Source organism: Acetatifactor muris, from assembly GCF_024623325.1.
In the GTDB taxonomy this organism is placed as follows: Bacteria; Bacillota; Clostridia; order Lachnospirales; family Lachnospiraceae; genus Acetatifactor; species Acetatifactor muris.
The window spans coordinates 110376-130692 of sequence record NZ_JANJZD010000002.1; the positions used below are offsets into that span (position 1 = coordinate 110376).

Sequence of the window (20317 nt, forward strand, 5' to 3'; positions counted from 1 at the left end):
TGCAGGCAATACTTTCAGGATTTATTTCGCGACAGTTCTCTGCCTCCTGCCTTGTAATTATAGACTGGCTTCAGGATTTCCATTATCTGAACGGTATCTCCGATCTGCTCGACAATCTCCGCAAGGGAACGATAGGCAAAGGGAGCTTCGTCCAATGTGTCCGCCCCTACGCAGCTGCTGTAGATACCCTTCATTTCCTTTTTGAAGTCTGATACGGTATACCGGCTTTTTACTTCCTCACGCTTCAGCCTCCTGCCGGAACCGTGAGGCGCCGAGCAGTTCCAGTCCTCATTGCCCAGTCCCACGCCCAGAATCATGCCGTCCCGCATATTCGCCGGGATGATTACCCGGGCTCCCTTTTGGGCTGCGATACTTCCCTTTCGGAGCACCCCGGAAGCGTCCAGATAGTTATGCGCCACTGAGAACTGCTCTGAGGCCTTCCATTTCATGCCCTTCAGGATTTCCCTTACAACGACCTGCCTGTTCAGTTCGGCATAGTCCTGGACGGTCTGCACGTCCTCCATGTAGGCTTCTTTTCCAGCCCCTTCCAGGTAGCTCATGTAATAGGGGACCTCCATCCCCTGCTCTTTCAGGGACGTACTGGCAAGCTTTGTGTAATATTCTGCCACTTCCTCCCCCAGATGCCTGCTGCCCGTATGTACCACCAGATACAGACTGCCGTCCTCTCCTCTGTCAAGCTCAATGAAATGATTTCCTCCGCCAAGGGTGCCCAGACTTCTCTCCGCCCTCTGTCTGTTGATATGCCTGACGCAGTGAAGCTGTTCACAGGAAAATCCTTCCGCCATATGGTGGGGTTCTTTCCTTATGGCGAACCCAGACGGCACATTCTCCCGGATGACCCGGTCCAGCTTCTGGAACTCTGCTGTATTCTTATTCAGTTTTACACAGGTCATACCGCAGCCGATGTCCACCCCCAGCAGCTGGGGAACTACTTTGTCTGTAACTGTCATGGATAAGCCGATGGGACCCACCTTGCCGGGATGGATGTCCGGCATCAGGCGTATTTTGCTGCCCTCTGCCACCTGGTTGTCGCATATCATTTTCACCTGTGCCTGAGCATATTCTTCCACGTCATCCGTAAATATCTTCGCTTCAGCGTAAATGCCTTTTACTGTCTTCATATTATTTTGTCTCCTTAAAAATGGGTGCAAAAAAGCACCCCCAAAGGTGCTGCCACGGCAAGGATATCTTAATAAAAGCTTTGATGCCTGTCAGGAATAGCCTGTTCAAGCCAAAACTATCTATCATACCTGCGGAACGCTGTACCTTTGATTGTCGGTTCCTCTATTCTGTTCTGATGTTGTCTGTTGTGACTCTGCATGGTAAGCCCTCCTTTCCTGAATCTCTTTTTATTTTGGTGACAAATTCATGGTAACACAAAGGCTGAGGATTGGCAAGCAAAAAAGACTTCCTGCCTATCCATTGGCCTTAAACACAGACTTTTTATGCTTCTCTCCTCCTGTCTCAACCTGTATAATACCCCAGCACTGCAGCAAATCTGGCAAATCGGCTCGCTTCTTCCTGATTCATGTTTCACTGTCCTCGACTTTTGCCAATCTGAATTTTAGATACTGACAGCAAAATAGCATATTTCATTAAATTATTATGAGCTTTGTATCCACTTTGACTATACCGTCTCCGCTACATACTTCTGAAAATACTCCTGCGCCTTCTGCCAGGGCACATTCAACTTCTTCTGCAGCTTCTCCAAAATATCTTCTTCAGATAATCCACATTCAAGCCCCATTTCAATAATCCCCTTGATTCTTCCCTCATTAATACCTTGAATTCTTCCCTCATTTTCGGTCTCCTCAAAAACAGTCCACATACCGCCATCTCCTTCCAATTCATAATTTAGCTTACAATTCGCCGCACCTGCAACCGTCATTACTACTGATTTTTCCACATTATGCTTTTTTGTATACTCTATGGCTTCTTCCTTTATCTCGTTAACCGGTTTACTGTTATCCAGAAGAATTTTCAGCAGATTAAAGAAATCCTCATTATCCACATTATGAAATTTACATTCATTCTGCCTGGCCTCTACCAGAATCATCTTGTAATCGTTCACATATTGTACTACTTCTTCTGGAATGTTCAGCATTTCATGCAACGAAGCGGCTCCATTCCAGGGTTTTTCGCCATAGTAGACAACCACTGTGATAACAGGTACCAGTTTATCTGTCTCCCGCATTTTGGATAGATATTCGTCCTCGCTCAATCCCCCTGCCGCTTTATACTTTTTCGCATTACTGTCATATTACTTTTTATAGGACCCATAATCATATCCCATAACCCTCATTGGCATGGCATAATGAATATAACCCTGATTTTCCATGCCCAGAATCACGAATTCCACTCCCAGCGCAGAAGACTTCTTCCTGACTTTGACACTGTCTCTTGAAGCTGTAATAGATTCCGCATACTCCCGGTGCTCTAACACAGTGGATTCCTCCGTGTCAAGTTCCTCCAGTTCTTCTGGAAAAATCATCTGCTCCCCATGAAACAGCACTGCATTAAAAAAGTCGGCAAACCGTTCATTATCACTCCAATAATTTTTCAATACGGTATCGGGCTTCAAAGCCTGCTTTTTCTCACGCATTACACGTCTCCCTCCTGTATATTTCAGTATACTATACCATTTTGGTTCTTTCAATACCGACAACTCAAAATACACGACAAACGTATGAGTTATTACGATCACTCAACTTTAATTTTCTGGATTTTTTAACATTCAGAAAAGAAGCGTGTTCGCAATTTATTTACTCATGCGTTTGTCGTGCAAAGGCCCGGAGACTCAAGTTTTTGAGTAATTTCATTGACAGTGATGTGGAATGATGTAAAATGGAAATGAGCACGGCGCAGGAGGCGTCGGCAGGATATGGTAACTTTATCGGTACCGGTTTCAGAAAAGAGAGGATGTAATTGAATATTTTGTTGAATCGCCTTTTGGCCCTTATCAATCAGAAGGAATCTTTTTCCACGGAATATTATATAGCTTATTCCTTTTTGCAGAATCTGTTTAAGATCAGCAGTTTTTCCATTGACGAAACAGCGCAGCTGTGCAATGTATCCAAATCCACAATATCCAAGTTTGTCAGGGAGATCGGCTTTGACGATTATACGGACTTTAAGTTGTCGGCCATGGCGGCCAGAGAGAGTGTCAATTACGGTTGGGGAGAGGATATCTGCAGATATATCGAAAAATTCGGGGCAGAAAGCTATACCGACATTCTGAAAGCGGACGTGGAGCGGATGAAAGAATGTATCAACATGAAGGAAATCGATATTTTGGCGGAGGATCTGACCAAATATGAAAAAGTGGCAACATTCGGAACAGTTTACTCGCAGACAGCCGCCATGGATCTGCAGTTTAAGCTGGCCTTCCACAACAAGATCATATACACAAGCCTGAGCGACATTGTCCAGGAAAAATATATAGCCAATGCGGATTCGGACACGCTGATTATCATTTTTAGTAATTCGGGCAAATACATTACAGAATACCAGCTTTTGGAGGGACATCCCGGAAAGAGAATTTTCACTTCGACAAAGGGCAGAATCGTACTTATCACTTCCAACAAAAAAATGGAGAAGGACACAAGAGTGGATCTGTGTATCGGGTTCGACTATAGCTCCAACGTGCAGAATCATCCATATTATTTTCAATTTATCACCGATCTGATAGCAGTAAAATATAAACAAAAAATAGAAAAGAAAGCTTAAGAAAAAAGACAGTTTCCAAAATGCGAAAAAATAAGGGAACTGTCTTTTGTATGTTATACTGAATGTACAATGGAGAAAGGAGCATACAGGTATACAAAAATGCTAATCTGCAAAGAAGAATATGAAGAAATGACTGCTGCCACAAGGGAACGAAGAATGGACTGGTGGAGACAGGCCAGATTCGGAATGTTCGTCCATTACGGCATTTATTCTGCGAAGGAGACCCATGAATGGTCCATGGCATATGAGAACCGTACCCCAGAAGAATACAGCGCATATCTGAAAGATATGAAGTTTGATCCTTCCATGCCGGAGAAGTGGGTGAAAACAGCTAAACAGGCGGGGATGAAATACGTGGTATTGACGACCAGGCATCACGAAGGCTTCAGCCTGTGGAATTCCAGAGCTAATCCTTACAACTCAGTAAATTATGGCCCCGGGACAGATGTGGTAAAGTTATTTACAGATGCCTGCAGAAAAGAAGGCCTTCGCATAGGCTTTTATTTCTCACTGATGGACTGGATGCATCCTGATGCGTGGAAATGTGCGGTTGACGCGGAGGCCCGACTGAGATTTACATTGTGGCTGCAGGACATGCTCAGAGAACTGATGACCCAATATGGGAAAGTAGACATTTTGTGGTATGACATTCCCAGACCCATGGTTTCCCATGAGGGCTGGGACAGTCTCAGGATGAATCAGATGGTCCGGGAACTGCAGCCGGACATCATTATCAACGATCGGTCAAGGCTGAAGGAAGACTTTGGCACTCCGGAGGAGATGATTCAGGCAGAGGACAGGGACTGGGAGTCCTGCATGACATTCAACGGCATCAGCTGGGGCTATATTGATTCGGATGCCTGTGTCCCGTACAGCTACAATGCCCATGAAATCATCAGGATGCTGTGCAAGGCCACAGCAACAGGCGGCAATCTCCTGTTGAACATAGGACCCAGGGCAGACGGAAGCATACCCACCGAGGCCATAGAACCGCTGAAAAAGGTTGGGGCATGGCTCGAGCGGAACAAAGCCGCCGTATATGGAAGAAAAAGCCCCACCGTAGTCTATAAGGCTAACGGCCTGTGCAGCGCTACAGAGGAGAAAAATAAGGTCTGGATGTGGAACTGGATCCGGCCGAAGGAAAGGGAACTGCAGTTCGGAGGCTTTTTGGGGAAACTGAAAGCGGTGCGGGAAGCGGCGACAGGGAAGGAGGTGAATTTCGTACAGAATGCACGTTATATTCGCCTGCTGGATCTGCGGGAGGATATATGGGATCCGGTGCTTTCGATTACCGTCTTTGAGCTGGAATTTGAGAAAGAACCAGAGTATGCAAGAGGTTTTCTCTATCCTCAGCTACACATGGGAAGGACATATGCAGAAAAAAGAGAGGCATTGGAGCGTAGTCTCCATGACGCCTGAGCTGCTTTACGTCCGAAGGAAGCAGGAGAAAAGCAGATCGTAACAGAAAACTGATTACGAATATAATTAAAGGAGGAGAACATGAAAAACAGAACTCTAAGGAAAATGTGGGTGTGGATTGCAGCGGCAACGCTGACGGCAACAATGCTGGCCGGATGCGGCGATACCAGTGAACAGAACAGTACAGGCAACAACGAGAACAGGCAGATATCCGAAACGGAAAGTTCGTCCGCGGCGGAATCCTCCGCAGCCTCAGAACAGACACCGGATTCTGCGGCATCAGGAGAAAGGAAACTGGTTGTTTATTCCAATACCGACGAGGCCGGAGCCACGGCCATGGAGGAAGCAGGCGCGGAAATCGGCATCGAAGTGACTATTGTGAGATTAGGCGGAGGCGGCGACGTGATAGATCGCGTCATGGCGGAAAAGAATAATCCAACGGCAGACATCGTGTATGGCAGCAATCATATCGGATTGGCCAGGCTGAAAGCTGCGGACTGCCTTGAACAGTTTGTACCCGTGTGGGATGACAAGGTGGATGAAGGGCTGAAGGATCCCGACGACTATTATTACGGTGTTGGAATTTCGGCAGTACTTTTGGCGTATAACCCTGAAGTCGTAGGAGATAATGTACCCACAGACTGGATGGATCTGTGGACCGTGCCCGAATGGCAGGGAAAATATTTCGTGAATCCTTCCACGTCCGGCGGTACCACTCAGCTTGTCTTATCAGGAATCCTGAACAGATATCGTGATGATTCGGGTGAAATGGGGATCTCTGCGGAAGGCTGGGATGCGCTGGCGGCTTATTACGGGAATGCTTATATCCAGAAAGAAGGGGACGACTTCTTCGCGCTGTTGACAAAAGGGGATGTCTGGGCAGGCCAGAACTACAGCAAGGGCGTATTGGTTGCAGAGAAGGATTATGACACAGATATTGCCTGGGCGACTCCCGAGATCGGTGTCCCTTTCGCCACGGAGATGGTCGCCATTGTAAAGGGCACCAAGAATTATGATGTGGCAAAGGAATTTTTGGACCATTATGGCAGTGCCGAGGTCATGGAACGGATATCAACCACTTACCCCGCCAATGTGGATGCAAGAAACGGAGAGAACATGGCCGAATTGAAAACGCTCACAGATTCAGTGAAACCACAGGTTATTGATTATGATTTTGTGGCGGAACATTTAGATGAGTGGCTTGAGAAGATTGAGCTTGAATTAATCCCATAAGCGAAGAAGGCTGACGAAAAGGGCTGCTGTACGGAACAGTAAGCGGTAACTTGCTGTTCTTGCGGCAGTTCCTTTCATAAGATGTTTTCTGCAGGGGAAGGATAAGAAAGGGAACAGAAATGATCCAATTTGAAGATGTTCAGATCAGGTACGGTAATACGACAGTTATCGATCATCTGAATCTTGAGATTAATACGGGGGAGTTTTTTACATTTTTAGGCGCTTCAGGATGTGGAAAAACAACCACGCTGAGAGCACTCGCCGGGTTTCTTGCGCCTTCCCGGGGAGACATCAGAATAAATGGTCAAAGTATAGTGAACGTGCCTGTGGAAAAGAGGGGAATCGGCATGATTTTCCAGAATTATGCGTTGTTTCCCGGCATGACGGTCTATGAGAACATTGCATTTGGCCTGAAAGTAAAGAGAATGAAGAAGGCGGACATCAGGACCGCCGTGGACAGAGTGGCCGAAGTGGTGGAACTGAGTCAGGATCAGCTTAAGAAAAATATTTCCAGGCTTTCCGGAGGACAGCAGCAACGAGTGGCGATTGCCAGGGCGTTGGTGAATAATCCCGAGATACTGCTGTTGGACGAGCCGTTGTCCAATTTAGATGCAAAGCTGAGAAAGCAGCTGCGGATTGAGCTGAAAAAAATGCAAAAAGATTTCAATATAACAGCAGTATACGTGACACATGATCAGGATGAGGCGCTGACGCTGTCAGATCGGGTGGCTGTATTTCACAATGGCAAAATCGAACAGGTAGGAACGCCGGACGAGCTTTACAACAAAGCCGCGACTGAGTATGTATGCAATTTTATCGGAGACGTCACAAGACTGAATGGGGATCTGATCAGGCTGTTCAATGAGAAAAGCAACGGCAGGAAGTTCGATCCGAACACAGCCTGCTATGTGAGGCGAGAGCGGGTTGAGACACAGCGGCTGTGCCCGGAGGCCGTGGAGCTGGAGGCCCTGGTACTGGAACGCGAATTTTACGGGACCCATTCTATCTATACCTATTGCGTGGGCGAATCGGTTATCAGGGGATATGTGAAAGAAAACGGCTGTTCCGTTCACAAGCCTGGGGAGCTGCTGAAGATATACATTGATCCCAGGGACATTCTCCAGTATTCGTAAGAGAGGAGCGCATATGAAGCACAGAAAAAACAATCCGGCATATCTTATATCGGTCAGTATCTTTTTGGCGTGGTTTATTGCCGCTTTTCTGATTTACCCCAATATCAATATCGTGCATCGCACATTTTTCCCGGACGGTGAATTTTCCTTTCGGGCATTTGAGCGCATTTTTACCTCTGCCAGGGCCGTGAAAGGGCTGAAAAACAGCTTCCTTTTAGCCTTTACCATCATGCTTACCTCCAATGTATTAGGAATTTTTGTGGTACTTGTGACGGAATATTTTGAAGTGGCAGGCTCTAAGTTCCTCCGTATAGTCTACAAGATCCCCATGGTGTTCGGGGGAGTGGTTTTGGCTAACGGATACCTGTTCGGGTACGGCGCCAACGGTTTTCTGACGAAAATACTGCTGAACTTTTTCCCGGGGATAAACCGCTATTGGTTCTCGGGATATTTTGCAGTGATGTTCGTCATGACTTTTGCATGCACGACAAACCATCTCGTTTTTCTCAAAAACGCGTTGCTGAACATAGATTATCAAACCGTGGAGGCAGCAAAAAATCTTGGGGCGGGAAGCTTTTACATTCTGAGAAGAGTCGTCTTCCCGGTGTTGCGGCCTGTGATGCTGACCTGCACCATCATGCTGTTCCAGACCGGTCTGATGGCGGTTTCCGCCCCTACGATGCTGGGGGGCACCGATTTCCAGACCATAGGGCCAATGATCCTCACTTTTTCAGCGCGGACAGGCTCAAGGGATATCGCTGCCGTACTGTCCCTGTTGTTGGGTGTTGCGGAGATTATTTTGCTGTGCATATCCATACAGATAGAAAAAAGAGGTGATTATGTCTCCGTGTCCAAAGTAAAAACGCCTCTTCGAAAACAGAAGCTCAAAAACCCCGCAGCAAACGTTATCGTCCATATATTTGCGTACGCCACGGCGGTAATCTATCTGCTTCCCCTGCTGACAGTGCTTCTGTTCTCCTTTACGGACAGATACTGCATAACAAACGGAATCTTCGATCCCCAAAGACTAACCCTGAAAAATTATATCTGTGTGCTGACAGATTCCAGGGCCTACAAGCCTTTTGTAACCAGTCTTGTGTACTCTGCGGCGGCAGCCTTTGCAGTAATCCTGATCGTGATGGTCTGTATCAGGCTTATTCTGAGATATCGCAACAGGCTTACTGCACTTTTGGAATATTTACTTCATATTCCCTGGTTCGTTCCTCCTGTTATGTTCGCACTGGGCATGATCATAACCTACGACCTTCCGCACGGAATCATGTTTGGGCAACCGCTTGTGGGAACCGTGTTTATCATGCTGGCAGCATACATTGTGGTGATGATCCCGTATACACTGCGAATGCTGAAAGCTGCATTTGCTTCCTTTGACACTAATTTAGAGGATGCGGCAAAGAATCTGGGTGCCTCCGGACTGCGGACGTTTCTGCAGATTGTAATTCCCTGTGTATTGCCTGCAGTCCTGGCAGTGTTTGCCATAAATTTCAACGGAAAGCTATCGGACTATGATATATCAGCCTTTATGTATCACCCTGTGTATGCGCCGTTGGGTGTGGTAATCCGCAATAATGTCGCAAATAACGTGGAGGCAGATGCACAGGCCCTGAATTTGGTCTATTCCGTACTTCTGATGGCGATCAGCAGCGTGATTCTGTATTTAGTATACGGACGCGGATCCAGAAAAAAGGAGACGCAATAATAGACAGAAAACAACCCCGGTGAATCTCTCCACCGGGGTCTTTCAAGCAGGGCAATCCCTGTTTTCAACAGGGCCAGATTCTCTCCGGCCTGTTCCAAAACAAAAACATCTGATGGCTACTCAGCAGGTCAATGCCGCTATTCTCCGTAGCCGTACCTTTTGCCAGGAATACCTACATTATGATTCCTGTCCGTATACTGCATACTTCCCTTTCCTGACAATGGATACCACGGCACGATAAAGCCCTTTATCCAAGTGCGTCATAAACTATTTTTCGGAGATATTCTTTTTTAGAAAAATCGGTGCCGTCAGCAAAAAATGCATTGTATGCAACGAGCGCTGTCCTTACATACATGCTGTTTTCCTCAAAAAGCTTTCGGTCTAAGGGAAAACCCATTTCGTCTGCAAATTGACAGCAAAAAGTAATAGTGGTTCTGGTATTCCCTTCCCTGAAAGGGTGTATTTTCCACAGACATGCCAGAGAATCACAAAATTCAAGTGCTTGCTGCTGCCGTGTCATGTCTATCCACTTTTTCGCTCTCATATCCGAAAGCGTATGATGCACATCATTTACTATGTCAAAAGGGTCAGAATACTCTACTGATTGTCCGCCCAGCACGTCCTCTTCCTTGTAAATGGATATTGTTCTGGGTATGCCTGCCCATTCATAGAGATCTCCAAATATATATTCGTGCATTCCCAGCAGATGCCCTGTATGATAGTCCCCGCTCAATGGGTTCAACGCCAAATCTTTTAAACGGTAAACAACATAATCCGCTTCTGCATTATCAAGCAGAACTTGATTCCGAATCCCCAATTTATTTCTGAGGATGGGAATATCATCATATAGATATGGGTCACGCATCCGCAGGCTCCTTTATTTTGTACTTTTTATCCAGAAAAAGCTTTGCATCCTCCATAGTAACTTCTCCTCTTTTTTCTTTTTCAATATACTTTTTAAAATCTTCCGTGGGCTCCAGCCCATCTACTTTAATCATTCCTATTGCGTAGTCCCATGCTTGTGAATTTGTCATAAACACCATCCCTTCCTAAATACCCCCTGCTGTCCGCAGGCAGATCAAGGTCGTCTTTCCCCATAGCTGTTTTTTATAAAATTCCTTTTCTATTTTTTCAGTATATCATTTTTTATCCTTTATTACTACCTATCTATCCTGAATTTTTGATAAAACCGATTACAGCAGGCCAACGTCAATTTGCATATATCCCAACCATTACATATGGATTATCAAAATATGGCAGTCTGTCCAGACCAGGAAGCCATAATATCTTCCAGTCTGAATCAGGCTGCTATGATACGAAAAACCAATAAATCCAGGGCCTAATAAAATCCGGATTTTTCCTGTGACGACTATTTGTGTAGGAAACCATGTCTTTCCCTCAGCATAATAGATTCCCTCGTAAGCTTTCGTCACCTTGCACCCATGCCCTTCAAGATAGCGGAAAAGCTCTATCGGCTTTGCCTCCCGGAGAATGGATATTGTAACATCCTCTGCCTTTATAGCATCTACCGTCTTTCCATAAGACTTATAGAGGCAGGCATATGCTTCAGGGCCTCTGCAGTCAAGGCAAGTCTGGCCAATACGGCCAATATTTTCTAAATACATAAGGAGACCGAAAAGAAATGTTAGAAGACTACCCGGATCTATTGACAAGAAGACAGGCACAGGAATTGCTGCACATGGGAAAGAACCGGATATTAGACCATATCCAATCCGGGCGGTTGCGCGCCCTGGTCCTTGACGGTCGGTATCTAATCAAAAAAGAGGATATAGTTGACTTTATCAACCGTCTGCCTTACAGATAAATGCCCATTTAAGGGAACTACTATTGAAAAACATCAGGAATCCCGCTGTCATCCGGCTCTCCCTGCCATTTTATACTCAAGACCGCCAGAATTTACGAACCCGTCGCAGACATGCATAATATGGCTGGCGGTCTTTCATTGCAGGTTACTGCAAGTTTCCTTGACAGGCAGTATAAATTGACCTATGAATTGACCTATCCATTCTCAAAAAGGAGGATTTTTACCGAAAAACCAGTAAAATGATACTGGCAGCATTTTTCATGCCCACAGAATAATTCACAGCCCCAAAGCCCGCAAACCCTTGATTTTACTGCAAAAATCAACCCCGGTGAATCTCTCCACCGGGGCTTTAGAACAGGGCTACAAGGATTCGAACCTTGAAATGACGGAGTCAGAGTCCGTTGCCTTACCGTTTGGCGATAGCCCTATCTCATTTTCAATGATGCTTTTCCTGCACCACTTGATGTATTATACACGAAGTCTTTCCAATTTGCAATACCTTAATTCAAATTTTTAGTAATATTTTTGCAGTCGTGTTATTACTGCATATTTCCTCTGCAAAATCCCGGCTCATTTAAAGGTCTAAAATGGCTACCGCACCAAATAATCATTACCTTCATGCGGCAGCCTCCCGTTCTTAAGCTTATCTCACCAAACTTTACACTTCAAATGTCAGCTCGCCGTAACCGGGCACCGGCCACACATCCTTATCCACAATCATCTCCAGCTCATCAATGGGAGCACGCAGTTCTTCCATCACCTGCACAACGGTATCTTTATAGAAAAACGCCTGTGTCTTCGCGTCTTCCATACCGGCCGCCTGCACCGTAACCGCCTGCAGTCTGTTCAACGCCGCCTTTGTCTCCGTCAGTTTCCTGTTCACCTCTGTCAGCAGCTCTGCCTGTACCACCGGCTCCGCACCTGCCTGCCGCACCGCAATTACTGTATCCGCCAGCATTTTTGTATATTTCATTACAGCTGGGATGTATTTTTTGCCTGCCATATCTATCATGGTGTTGGCTTCGATATGAATGGTCTTCGCGTAGGTCTCATAGATAACTTCTTCTCTGGATTCCAGCTCAACCTTCGTAAAAATGCCGAATTTCTCGAACAGCCGCACCGACTTTTCCGTGGTCAGCGTACTGGCAGCCTCAACCATTGACTTAATATTGGGCAGCCCGCGGCGCTCTGCCTCTGCCACCCACTCGTCAGAATAGCCGTCGCCGTTGAAGATAATCCTCTGATGTTTCCCCATGTATTCTTTAATCAAGTCATGTACAGCCAGCTCAAAATCGTCCGCCTTCTCCAGAATGTCCGCCGCCTCACAGAAAGCTTCGGCCACAATGGCATTCAGTGTGGTATTGGGACTTGCAACAGAATCCGAACTGCCCACCATACGAAATTCGAACTTATTGCCCGTAAAAGCAAAAGGTGATGTTCTGTTACGGTCCGTGGCATCTTTCTCCAGATCCGGCAGCGTAGAGACACCTGTTTCCAGCTTACCCCCTTCCAGGCAGTGAGCAGCTTCCCCTGTCTCAACCAGCTGTTTTACCACATCCTCCAGCTGCTCTCCCAGGAATACGGAGATAATGGCCGGCGGCGCCTCATTCGCTCCCAGTCTGTGATCATTTCCCACATCAGCCGCACTCTGGCGCAGCAGATCCGCGTGAGTATCCACAGCCTTAATAATGCAGGCCAACACCAGCAGGAACTGAATATTCTCATTGGGCGTCTCTCCTGGGTCCAGCATATTGACGCCATTATCCGTGCCCAGGGACCAGTTATTGTGCTTACCGGAACCATTCACTCCCTTAAAGGGCTTCTCATGAAGCAGACAGGTCAGGCCGTGGCGTCCTGCCACTTTTTTCATGGTCTCCATCACCAGCTGATTATGGTCCACGGCAATATTGGCCGTCTCATACACCGGCGCCAGCTCGTGCTGTGCAGGCGCCACTTCGTTGTGCTCTGTTCTGGCCGTCACTCCCAGCTTCCACAGTTCCACATTTACATCCTTCATAAAGGCTCCCACCCGCTCCCGAATGGTGCCAAAGTAATGGTCCTCCAGCTCCTGTCCTTTGGGCGCAGGGGCACCGAACAAAGTCCTTCCGGTAAAAATCAGGTCCTCCCGCTGCAGATACTTCTCCCTGTCCACCAGAAAGTATTCCTGTTCCGGCCCCACGCTGGCCACCACTTTCGCAGCTCCTGTATTGCCGAACAGCCGGACAATGCGCAGCGCCTGCTGGCTGATTGCCTCCATGGAACGCAGCAGCGGCGTCTTCTTATCCAGCGCCTCTCCTGTATATGAGCAGAAGGCCGTGGGAATACACAGCGTGACACCTGTGGAGTCTTCTTTCAGAAAGGCAGGGGAGGTAATATCCCATGCAGTGTAGCCTCTTGCCTCAAAAGTGGCCCGAAGTCCTCCCGACGGAAATGAAGAGGCATCCGGCTCCCCTTTAATCAGCTCTTTTCCGGAGAATTCCATGATCATCCTGCCGTCCTCATCCGGATGCGTCACAAAGGCATCGTGCTTTTCCGCCGTAATGCCGGTCAGCGGCTGGAACCAGTGTGTATAATGGGTGGCACCGTTTTCCACAGCCCAGTCTTTCATGGCTTTTGCAACTACTTCCGCAGCTGCCAGCGACAGCTCGCCTCCCTGGTCCATTACCCTCCGCACTTCTTTGTATACATTTTTGGGCAGCCTCTCTTTCATGGTTCCGAAAGTAAATACTTTACTTCCAAAGATTTCTTCCACGTTTAACACTTCACTCATCCTTTTTCCCTCTCCTTTACTGTTCACATTACGGCTTACGACACAGTCAAAACCATCCGGCTTTTGCCGAATCCAGACATTATCCCACGGACCTGCAGGGTTCAAACACATAAAAAGGTCCCAAAGTAAACCTTACTATGGAACCTCCTCGTTCATTGATTGCAATTATATCGAAGTACCAGCCTGAAGTCTGCACTTTTTTTCTAAAATACTCTATTTCCCGGTAAAATGCAATACCTGAAATCCATTTTCTCGTTTTTCCCGGAAAAAAGGTCCCTTCCAGACCTGGTGTGAGCATATTGCACACAGTGCCGCCGGTAAAGGCCTTTTCCGGATCTGCCGAAAGGTTACTGATTAACATATGGACGAACAGGTCAGGATGTGCTAAACTCAAGAAAATAACCGGGTGAAAAAGGAGTATTTCATTGAACAGGACATTTAAAAATCTTCTGACTCAGTTTATCAAATTTGGTATCGTAGGCGTCATCAACACAGTGCTCTCCTATTTGATCACCAATGGAAGCTATTATATTCTGCATCTCCATGAGCAGATAAGCAACCTGATTTCCTTCCTGATTACCGTTCTGATTTCTTATTTGCTTAACAGCCGTTTCGTATTTCGTCAGGAGGAAGGGGCGCGGCAGCCCTGGTACAGGGCCCTGGCAAAAGTTTATGCCTCCTATGCGCTGACAGAGCTGGTTCTGATGGGGATTCTTCTCTTTATTCAGGAGAGGCTGTTCGGCATCCCGCATTATATTGCCACCTTTGTCAATCTCTGTGTAACGGTCCCGCTGAATTTCCTTCTGAATAAATTCTGGGCTTACAGGAAGCAGGAGAAGCGAGAAGAACAGTAATGTAAAAAAACGGCAATATTTCTTGAAGAAGCGCTGACATTGTGTTACACTGATACTGGTTTTTTATGCAATGCGGGAAATCCTGCAAATACTGACAGGAAGGAATCGTAAGGCTATCAATGAATATTATGCCTAACCGTATGGACTACGGTTTTATGAAATATCAGAGGGAATTCGAGGAGAAAGCATTGTCCGTGCTGCGGTCCGGATGGTATGTGCTGGGAAAGGAAGTGGCTTCTTTCGAAGAAAATTTTGCCGCCTATACCGGTTCCAAATGCTGTGTGGGCCTGGCCAGCGGCCTGGATGCCCTGTGGATTGCCGTAAAGCTTCTGGGTATCGGTCCCGGCGACGAGGTGCTTATCCAGGGCAATACTTACATCGCCAGCGTCATGGGTATTACCATCAACGGCGCCACTCCCGTATTTGTGGAGCCGGATGAATATTACCAGATTAATGCGGACAAGATAGAGGAGAAGATTACGGAGAAAACCAAAGCGATAATGGTGGTGCATCTGTACGGTCATGTGGCTGATATGGATAAAATCATGCACATCTGTAAAAAGCATCATCTGAAGCTGATTGAAGACTGTGCCCAATCCCACGGTGCGCTCTATAAGGGAAAAATGACAGGGACTTTCGGCGATGCCGGTTGCTTTTCCTTTTATCCATCCAAAAATCTGGGCGCTTTCGGCGATGCCGGCGCACTGGTGACCAACGATGCCGGACTGGCGGAAGATGCCCGCGTGTTCCGGAATTACGGCAGCGAAAAGCGTTATTACAATAAAGTGGTGGGAGCCAACTCCAGGCTGGACGAGCTGCAGGCCGGACTTCTCAACGTGCGGCTGGCTCATATGGAGGAAATCACGGAAGAACGCCGACAGCTGGCGGAAGTATACAGCCGGCAGCTTCATCAGGAGAACATTCTCCTTCCGGCCACACGCAGAGACACCTGTCCTGTATGGCATCAGTATGTCATCCGCTCTCATCGGAGACAGGAACTGACAGACTATCTGAATGGCAAAGGAATCGGTACCATCATCCACTATCCCATACCACCTCATCTCTCGGAAGCTTACCGTTCCCTGGGACATAGGAAGGGAGATTTTCCGATCACCGAAGAGTACGCGGACACGGTGCTGTCCATTCCTCTGTACACAGATATGCGTGAGGAAGAACAGCGCTATACTATAGATTGTATCAATGCTTTTACATAGGAGAGAACGATGGCAAATTTAGATGAGCAGATTCAGATACTGGATTTCCCGGATTTGGGTGATGAGAGAGGCAATCTGGTGGTGGTGGAAGGCGGCATCGCCATTCCCTTTGATATACAGAGAATTTTCTATATCTATGGCTCCGACACAGAAGTTATCCGCGGCTGCCACGCCAACCTGAGATCGGAATTCGTGATGATCAACGTATCCGGCACCAGCAAAGTAAAAGTGGACAATGGTCATGAGACCCGTATTATCGAGCTGAACAGACCCCGTATGGGGCTTTATCTCAAGAGCAATGTATGGAAGGAAATGTATGAATTTTCTGCGGATTCTGTACTGTTAGTCCTTTCCAACGAGCATTACGACCCGGAAGAATATGTGAGAGATTACGAAGAGTATTTGAAAATGGTGAGAAAATGAGCAAAATATCAATCGTTGTTCCCGTATATTACAATGCGGATACCCTGGAACTTTTATATGAAGATATGAAGGAGAAAATCCTGGGAAAGCTGGAAGAATATGAACTTGTATTCGTGGATGATGGTTCCGGCGATAATTCCTGGCAGGTAATGAATTCTCTCAGAGACCGTGATCCTCATGTGAAGCTGGTGAAGCTGTCCCGCAATTTCGGCGAACATGCCGCATTGCTGGCAGGGCTCTCAGTCTGTACCGGAGACTGTGCCGTCACCAAGCAGGCTGATCTTCAGGAAGATTCCGGCATTATATTGGAAATGTATGAAAGTTGGAAGCGGGGCAATAAGGTGGTCCTGGCCGTCCGGAAGGAAAGAAAGGAAAATCCGGTAAAGGTATTTTTCGCCAATATGTACTATGCTATCATTCGGAAAATTGTCAACAAAAACATGCCTGTGGGCGGTTGTGACTGTTATCTGGTAGACAGAAAGGTCATCGAGGTTCTGGAACGTCTGGATGAGAAAAATTCTTCTCTGACTCTGCAGGTGCTCTGGGCCGGCTTCCGCACCGACATGATCTATTTTGTCCGTCAGGACAGAGAAATCGGAAAGTCACGCTGGACCCTCTCCAAAAAAGTCAAGCTTGTGATGGATTCCGTGATGAGCTTTTCTTACTTTCCGCTGCGGCTTATGTCCGGACTGGGGGTTGCATTTAATATACTGGCAGTCATTCTGCTCATCGGCGTTCTGATAGAGAAAATTACCCACAATACGCCCATTGTGGGCTGGGCCTCTCTGATGTGTGTTGTTTTGTGCTCTTCCGGCGTCATTATGTTGATGCTGGGAATCCTGGGAGAATATATCTGGCGTACTCTGGATGCCGCCAGAACACGCCCTCCCTATATTGTAGACGAAATCCTGGAGGAAAGCGCCGCAGAAAAGCAAGATGAGAAATAAAACCCGTCTTTTAAATATCCTGAATATACTGTTAATCATTCTGACCATATTGGCCGCTCTGAAAATGCTGTTTTTCGGCCTCGGCCTTGATGAGGAATATCAGGTTGTCATGGCATATCGCAATGCCAGAGGTGACAGGCTGTTTCTGGATATGTGGGAGCCCCACCAGTCTTCTGCTTTTTTGTGCAGCCTGTTGATGAAACCGTATCTTAAGCTATTGGGAACCACGGGAGTTGTATTGTACCTGAGAGTCTGGGGTACATTTTTTCACCTGTTTATCAGCTTGTACCTGTACATGGTTTTGAAAGCCTTCGTGCGAAAGGAATACGCCCGCCTTCTGGCTTTCATCTATTTTAATACCATTCCCAAGCTGATTATACTGCCGGAATTCGGCATTATGCAGGTATGGTTTTATACTCTGCTTTCCCTGTTCCTGATACGCTATTACACAGATGGCAGAAAAGTAAGATACCTGGTGCTGGCCGCGCTGGCCTTTGCGCTGAACGTGCTTTCCTATCCCTCCTGTGTGATCCTTTTTCCCTTTCTGCTGCTGTCTCTGTTCCGCTTTTCCGGCAGAGAAAAATGGCGGGATATGGGTATCTTCACGCTTGTCTGTACACTTTGCGGAGCAGGCTATCTGGGAATACTTTTCACCTATACCGACCCGAAGGAGCTGGTGAACACACTTTCACATATTCTGAGCGGAGACATTACCCACTCTCTCAGTTTGCGTGAAAAGCTTTTGTCCTGGCTGCGGGACATCCTTCGCCTTTCTGTCCTGTGGGCAGGCTGCCGTCTCTTTGCGCTGGTATTTTCCATTCATAAAAAGCCTGATGCCGCGAAAACGTACTGTCTGACGCTCATGGCTGCCTGCGGAATAGTGTTATTCTACTGGGGTGTTCTGAAGGTTGGATATCCTCCCATGCACATTCATCTGGCGACAGCTGCCGCAGCAGGCTTAATTGCCCGGGCAAAGGCACGGAAAATACAGAAAGAAGCTGCTTCCAAAGCAGAAAATATCCCATTATTCCTGCACGCCACAACAGGAGCGATTCTGTCTCTTCTGGCGGTAGCCTATCTGACAGACCTGAACCTGATGGAATCCATTCCCCATGCCATGCCCGCCGCCATATACGGTACTGTTCTGCTGATTCTTACTCTGGAACAGAAGGAGACGCGAAAGCCCTCCGGGTGGCTTCTGGTCATGCTGACTGCATGGGCCTTTACCGCAGTCTTCGGAAAGGGCTATACCCTGCGGGGCGGTGCAGGCAATGAACATGTGCTGCAAAGCGGCGGCATTTTCAGGGAAGGACCGGCGGCCGGAATTATATCCAATTATATAGCCGCCTACATTTACAACAGTGACTGGGAAGACTGGCAGACCTACCTTCAGGATGGAGATTCCGTGTTGATTATGGTAGATCAGTTAAGCAGTCTGGGTACTATCCAGTACCTATTTAAAGACGTGGAGATTTCCCATTTTTCCATTGTCAATCCCACAGCATACGATGAAAGGCTTCCGGAATACTGGACGCTGTATCCGGAGAAGTTCCCCAACGTGATCATTGTGGACTGTTGGTACGGAGAGTTAATGACCGATCCCGGGAACTGGATGATGCGGTATATTGAAGACGAGTTCGGATACACGCAGGTAAATGACGGCAAATATATACGAATATACCGAAAATGAGGGATAACCGTTCCGCTGGCGGTTATCCCTCATTTTACAGTCCACAGAATCTGCACCTGGTAATTCTCATCCGGCCTTCTGCATCCGCAGCACCTCATACTGCACAGCCGGCTGCGAAAGCTTCACCCATACCGTCTGTCTGGCATGAGGGCAGCTTTCCATGGGGGCTCCGTTTTCGTCAGACATTGCCTCCACCTTCACCGCAGCATTTCGGCCATCCGGTTTCATAATCTCGATCTCGTCTCCCACAGAGAATTTATTCCGCTGCTCAATACGTACCATACCTGTCTCCGCAGAAAATTCTTCTACAATCCCAAGGTAGATATACTCGTTTACATAGGTACTATTGTCATATATCTGTGTGTTCTCATCCGTTTTTCCGAAATAAAAGCCTGTGGTATACTGACGGTAGGTACACTTCGCTATCTCAGCTCTGTACCATTCCCCATTGCTGCGGTACATTTCTTCAGATGCGAAGAAGTCGTCAATGGCTCTGCGGTAAGTGCGGGCCATGGTTGCCACGTACAGTGCATTCTTCATGCGCCCTTCCACCTTCAGACTGTCAATCCCCGCCTCCACAAGTTCCGGAATATGTTCAATCATACATAAATCTTTGGAATTAAAAATGTATGTTCCTCTCTCGTTCTCATACACGGGCATATATTCTCCGGGTCTGGTCTCCTCCACCACCGCATATTTCCAGCGACAGGGATGTGTGCACTCTCCATGATTGGCATCCCTGCCCGTGAAATAATTGCTCAGCAGGCAGCGCCCGGAATAGGAAATGCACATAGAACCCTGCACAAAGCTCTCTATCTCCATTTCCCCGGGAATATGTTCCCGGATAAAACGGATTTCTGCCAGTGACAGTTCTCTGGCGGATACCACCCTCTTTGCCCCCTGCTTCCACCAGAACAGGTAAGTTCCATAATTGGTATTGTTGGCCTGTGTGGAAATGTGAATCTCCGCCTGCGGCCACACTTCCCTGGCAATTGCAAACAGCCCCGGGTCGGATATGATCAGCGCATCGCAGGGTTCCGGCTTCATGTCCCGCAGTTCTTCAAAATAAGCTGCTGCTTCTCCCAGATCCTCGTTATGTGCGAGAATATTGGCTGTCACATACACCTTTACCCCCGCCGCATGTGCAAAAGCAATTCCCTCCGCCATTTCCGCCGGCGAGAAATTTTTCGCTTTCGCCCGCAGCCCGAAGGCTTCTCCTCCGATATATACAGCGTCCGCTCCGAAAATCACCGCTGTTTTCAGCACCTCCAGACTGCCCGCAGGAATCAGCAGCTCCGGTTTCTTTCTTCTTGTCATAGACATTTCCTCATTCCTGTCTGTCTTC

18 protein-coding genes and 1 tRNA gene are annotated in these 20317 nt (G+C 47.4%); 11 read left to right on the top strand and 8 right to left on the bottom strand.

Annotated features, from left to right (window positions below):
* Positions 1-14: 14 nt before the first annotated feature.
* From NSB25_RS02385 to NSB25_RS02395, 3 genes are all read right to left on the bottom strand, one after another.
* Positions 15-1142 carry an RtcB family protein gene (locus tag NSB25_RS02385; protein WP_103237877.1) on the bottom strand — a complete coding sequence of 376 codons (1128 nt, stop codon included), beginning with the start codon at positions 1140-1142 and terminating at the stop codon, positions 15-17.
* A gap of 506 nt (positions 1143-1648) precedes the next feature.
* Complete coding sequence (locus NSB25_RS02390; protein ID WP_242982265.1) at positions 1649-2242, bottom strand: Rpn family recombination-promoting nuclease/putative transposase; 594 nt, start codon at positions 2240-2242, stop codon at positions 1649-1651.
* Positions 2243-2281: 39 nt separating this feature from the next.
* Positions 2282-2623, bottom strand: coding sequence for a hypothetical protein (locus NSB25_RS02395; RefSeq protein ID WP_103237876.1), 342 nt, complete (start codon positions 2621-2623; stop codon positions 2282-2284).
* Between the two features lie 323 nt (positions 2624-2946).
* Here NSB25_RS02395 and NSB25_RS02400 point away from each other — a divergent pair, with 323 nt between their 5' ends.
* The 5 genes from NSB25_RS02400 (at position 2947) to NSB25_RS02420 (ending at position 9249) form a co-directional block, all read left to right on the top strand.
* The gene (locus tag NSB25_RS02400; RefSeq protein WP_103237875.1) at positions 2947-3747 is read left to right on the top strand and encodes a MurR/RpiR family transcriptional regulator; all 801 of its coding nucleotides are present in this window, start codon (positions 2947-2949) and stop codon (positions 3745-3747) included.
* A gap of 99 nt (positions 3748-3846) precedes the next feature.
* Positions 3847-5166: an alpha-L-fucosidase gene (locus tag NSB25_RS02405; protein WP_103238004.1), complete on the top strand. Its 1320-nt coding sequence runs from the start codon at positions 3847-3849 to the stop codon at positions 5164-5166.
* Between the two features lie 81 nt (positions 5167-5247).
* The gene (locus NSB25_RS02410; RefSeq protein ID WP_103237874.1) at positions 5248-6399 is read left to right on the top strand and encodes an extracellular solute-binding protein; all 1152 of its coding nucleotides are present in this window, start codon (positions 5248-5250) and stop codon (positions 6397-6399) included.
* Between the two features lie 119 nt (positions 6400-6518).
* Positions 6519-7532, top strand: a complete 1014-nt coding sequence (locus NSB25_RS02415; RefSeq protein ID WP_103237873.1) for an ABC transporter ATP-binding protein — start codon at positions 6519-6521, stop codon at positions 7530-7532.
* 13 nt (positions 7533-7545) lie between these two features.
* Positions 7546-9249, top strand: a complete 1704-nt coding sequence (locus NSB25_RS02420; RefSeq protein ID WP_103237872.1) for an ABC transporter permease — start codon at positions 7546-7548, stop codon at positions 9247-9249.
* A 247-nt stretch (positions 9250-9496) separates the two neighbouring features.
* Here NSB25_RS02420 and NSB25_RS02425 read toward each other — a convergent pair whose 3' ends face one another.
* On the bottom strand, positions 9497-10114 hold the full coding sequence (locus NSB25_RS02425; protein WP_103237871.1) for a Fic/DOC family protein: 618 nt from the start codon (positions 10112-10114) through the stop codon (positions 9497-9499).
* On the bottom strand, positions 10107-10283 hold the full coding sequence (locus NSB25_RS02430; RefSeq protein WP_172454927.1) for a hypothetical protein: 177 nt from the start codon (positions 10281-10283) through the stop codon (positions 10107-10109). Before NSB25_RS02430 ends, NSB25_RS02425 begins: the two co-directional genes overlap by 8 nt.
* A gap of 608 nt (positions 10284-10891) precedes the next feature.
* Here NSB25_RS02430 and NSB25_RS02435 point away from each other — a divergent pair.
* Positions 10892-11074, top strand: coding sequence for a helix-turn-helix domain-containing protein (locus tag NSB25_RS02435; protein ID WP_103237869.1), 183 nt, complete (start codon positions 10892-10894; stop codon positions 11072-11074).
* 355 nt (positions 11075-11429) lie between these two features.
* On the opposite strand, the gene NSB25_RS02440 is transcribed toward NSB25_RS02435, so the two are convergent.
* Both NSB25_RS02440 and NSB25_RS02445 read right to left on the bottom strand, forming a co-directional pair.
* Positions 11430-11501 (bottom strand) — tRNA-Gln (locus tag NSB25_RS02440).
* A gap of 231 nt (positions 11502-11732) precedes the next feature.
* Positions 11733-13844: a glutamine synthetase III family protein gene (locus tag NSB25_RS02445; protein WP_103237868.1), complete on the bottom strand. Its 2112-nt coding sequence runs from the start codon at positions 13842-13844 to the stop codon at positions 11733-11735.
* Positions 13845-14269: 425 nt separating this feature from the next.
* On the opposite strand from NSB25_RS02445, the gene NSB25_RS02450 reads away from it, so the two are divergent.
* The 5 genes from NSB25_RS02450 to NSB25_RS02470 all read left to right on the top strand — a co-directional run bounded on the left by NSB25_RS02450 (position 14270) and on the right by NSB25_RS02470 (position 18972).
* The gene (locus tag NSB25_RS02450) at positions 14270-14698 is read left to right on the top strand and encodes a GtrA family protein (RefSeq protein ID WP_172454926.1); all 429 of its coding nucleotides are present in this window, start codon (positions 14270-14272) and stop codon (positions 14696-14698) included.
* Between the two features lie 119 nt (positions 14699-14817).
* The gene (locus NSB25_RS02455; RefSeq protein WP_103237865.1) at positions 14818-15912 is read left to right on the top strand and encodes a DegT/DnrJ/EryC1/StrS family aminotransferase; all 1095 of its coding nucleotides are present in this window, start codon (positions 14818-14820) and stop codon (positions 15910-15912) included.
* A 9-nt stretch (positions 15913-15921) separates the two neighbouring features.
* Positions 15922-16335, top strand: coding sequence for a sugar 3,4-ketoisomerase (locus NSB25_RS02460; RefSeq protein ID WP_103237864.1), 414 nt, complete (start codon positions 15922-15924; stop codon positions 16333-16335).
* Positions 16332-17282: a glycosyltransferase family 2 protein gene (locus NSB25_RS02465; RefSeq protein WP_103237863.1), complete on the top strand. Its 951-nt coding sequence runs from the start codon at positions 16332-16334 to the stop codon at positions 17280-17282. The genes NSB25_RS02460 and NSB25_RS02465 overlap by 4 nt, the downstream gene beginning before the upstream one ends.
* A complete protein-coding gene (locus NSB25_RS02470) occupies positions 17272-18972 on the top strand; it encodes a hypothetical protein (RefSeq protein WP_103237862.1) in 1701 nt (566 codons plus the stop codon). The genes NSB25_RS02465 and NSB25_RS02470 overlap by 11 nt, the downstream gene beginning before the upstream one ends.
* A 66-nt stretch (positions 18973-19038) precedes the next feature.
* Here NSB25_RS02470 and NSB25_RS02475 read toward each other — a convergent pair whose 3' ends face one another.
* Entirely contained in the window at positions 19039-20289 is a 1251-nt protein-coding gene (locus tag NSB25_RS02475) for a peptidase U32 family protein (RefSeq protein WP_330405992.1), read from the bottom strand.
* Positions 20290-20317 lie beyond the last annotated feature (28 nt).

Bases quoted from the DNA above. Each gene is read 5' to 3' on its own strand.
- NSB25_RS02385 (WP_103237877.1), bottom strand. From the start codon at position 1,142: ATGAAGACAGTAAAAGGCATTTACGCTGAAGCGAAGATATTTACGGAT.
- NSB25_RS02395 (WP_103237876.1), bottom strand. From the start codon at position 2,623: ATGCGTGAGAAAAAGCAGGCTTTGAAGCCCGATACCGTATTGAAAAAT.
- NSB25_RS02405 (WP_103238004.1), top strand. From the start codon at position 3,847: ATGCTAATCTGCAAAGAAGAATATGAAGAAATGACTGCTGCCACAAGG.
- NSB25_RS02410 (WP_103237874.1), top strand. From the start codon at position 5,248: ATGAAAAACAGAACTCTAAGGAAAATGTGGGTGTGGATTGCAGCGGCA.
- NSB25_RS02415 (WP_103237873.1), top strand. From the start codon at position 6,519: ATGATCCAATTTGAAGATGTTCAGATCAGGTACGGTAATACGACAGTT.
- NSB25_RS02420 (WP_103237872.1), top strand. From the start codon at position 7,546: ATGAAGCACAGAAAAAACAATCCGGCATATCTTATATCGGTCAGTATC.
- NSB25_RS02425 (WP_103237871.1), bottom strand. From the start codon at position 10,114: ATGCGTGACCCATATCTATATGATGATATTCCCATCCTCAGAAATAAA.
- NSB25_RS02430 (WP_172454927.1), bottom strand. From the start codon at position 10,283: ATGACAAATTCACAAGCATGGGACTACGCAATAGGAATGATTAAAGTA.
- NSB25_RS02435 (WP_103237869.1), top strand. From the start codon at position 10,892: ATGTTAGAAGACTACCCGGATCTATTGACAAGAAGACAGGCACAGGAA.
- NSB25_RS02445 (WP_103237868.1), bottom strand. From the start codon at position 13,844: ATGAGTGAAGTGTTAAACGTGGAAGAAATCTTTGGAAGTAAAGTATTT.
- NSB25_RS02455 (WP_103237865.1), top strand. From the start codon at position 14,818: ATGAATATTATGCCTAACCGTATGGACTACGGTTTTATGAAATATCAG.
- NSB25_RS02460 (WP_103237864.1), top strand. From the start codon at position 15,922: ATGGCAAATTTAGATGAGCAGATTCAGATACTGGATTTCCCGGATTTG.
- NSB25_RS02465 (WP_103237863.1), top strand. From the start codon at position 16,332: ATGAGCAAAATATCAATCGTTGTTCCCGTATATTACAATGCGGATACC.
- NSB25_RS02470 (WP_103237862.1), top strand. From the start codon at position 17,272: ATGAGAAATAAAACCCGTCTTTTAAATATCCTGAATATACTGTTAATC.
- NSB25_RS02475 (WP_330405992.1), bottom strand. From the start codon at position 20,289: ATGACAAGAAGAAAGAAACCGGAGCTGCTGATTCCTGCGGGCAGTCTG.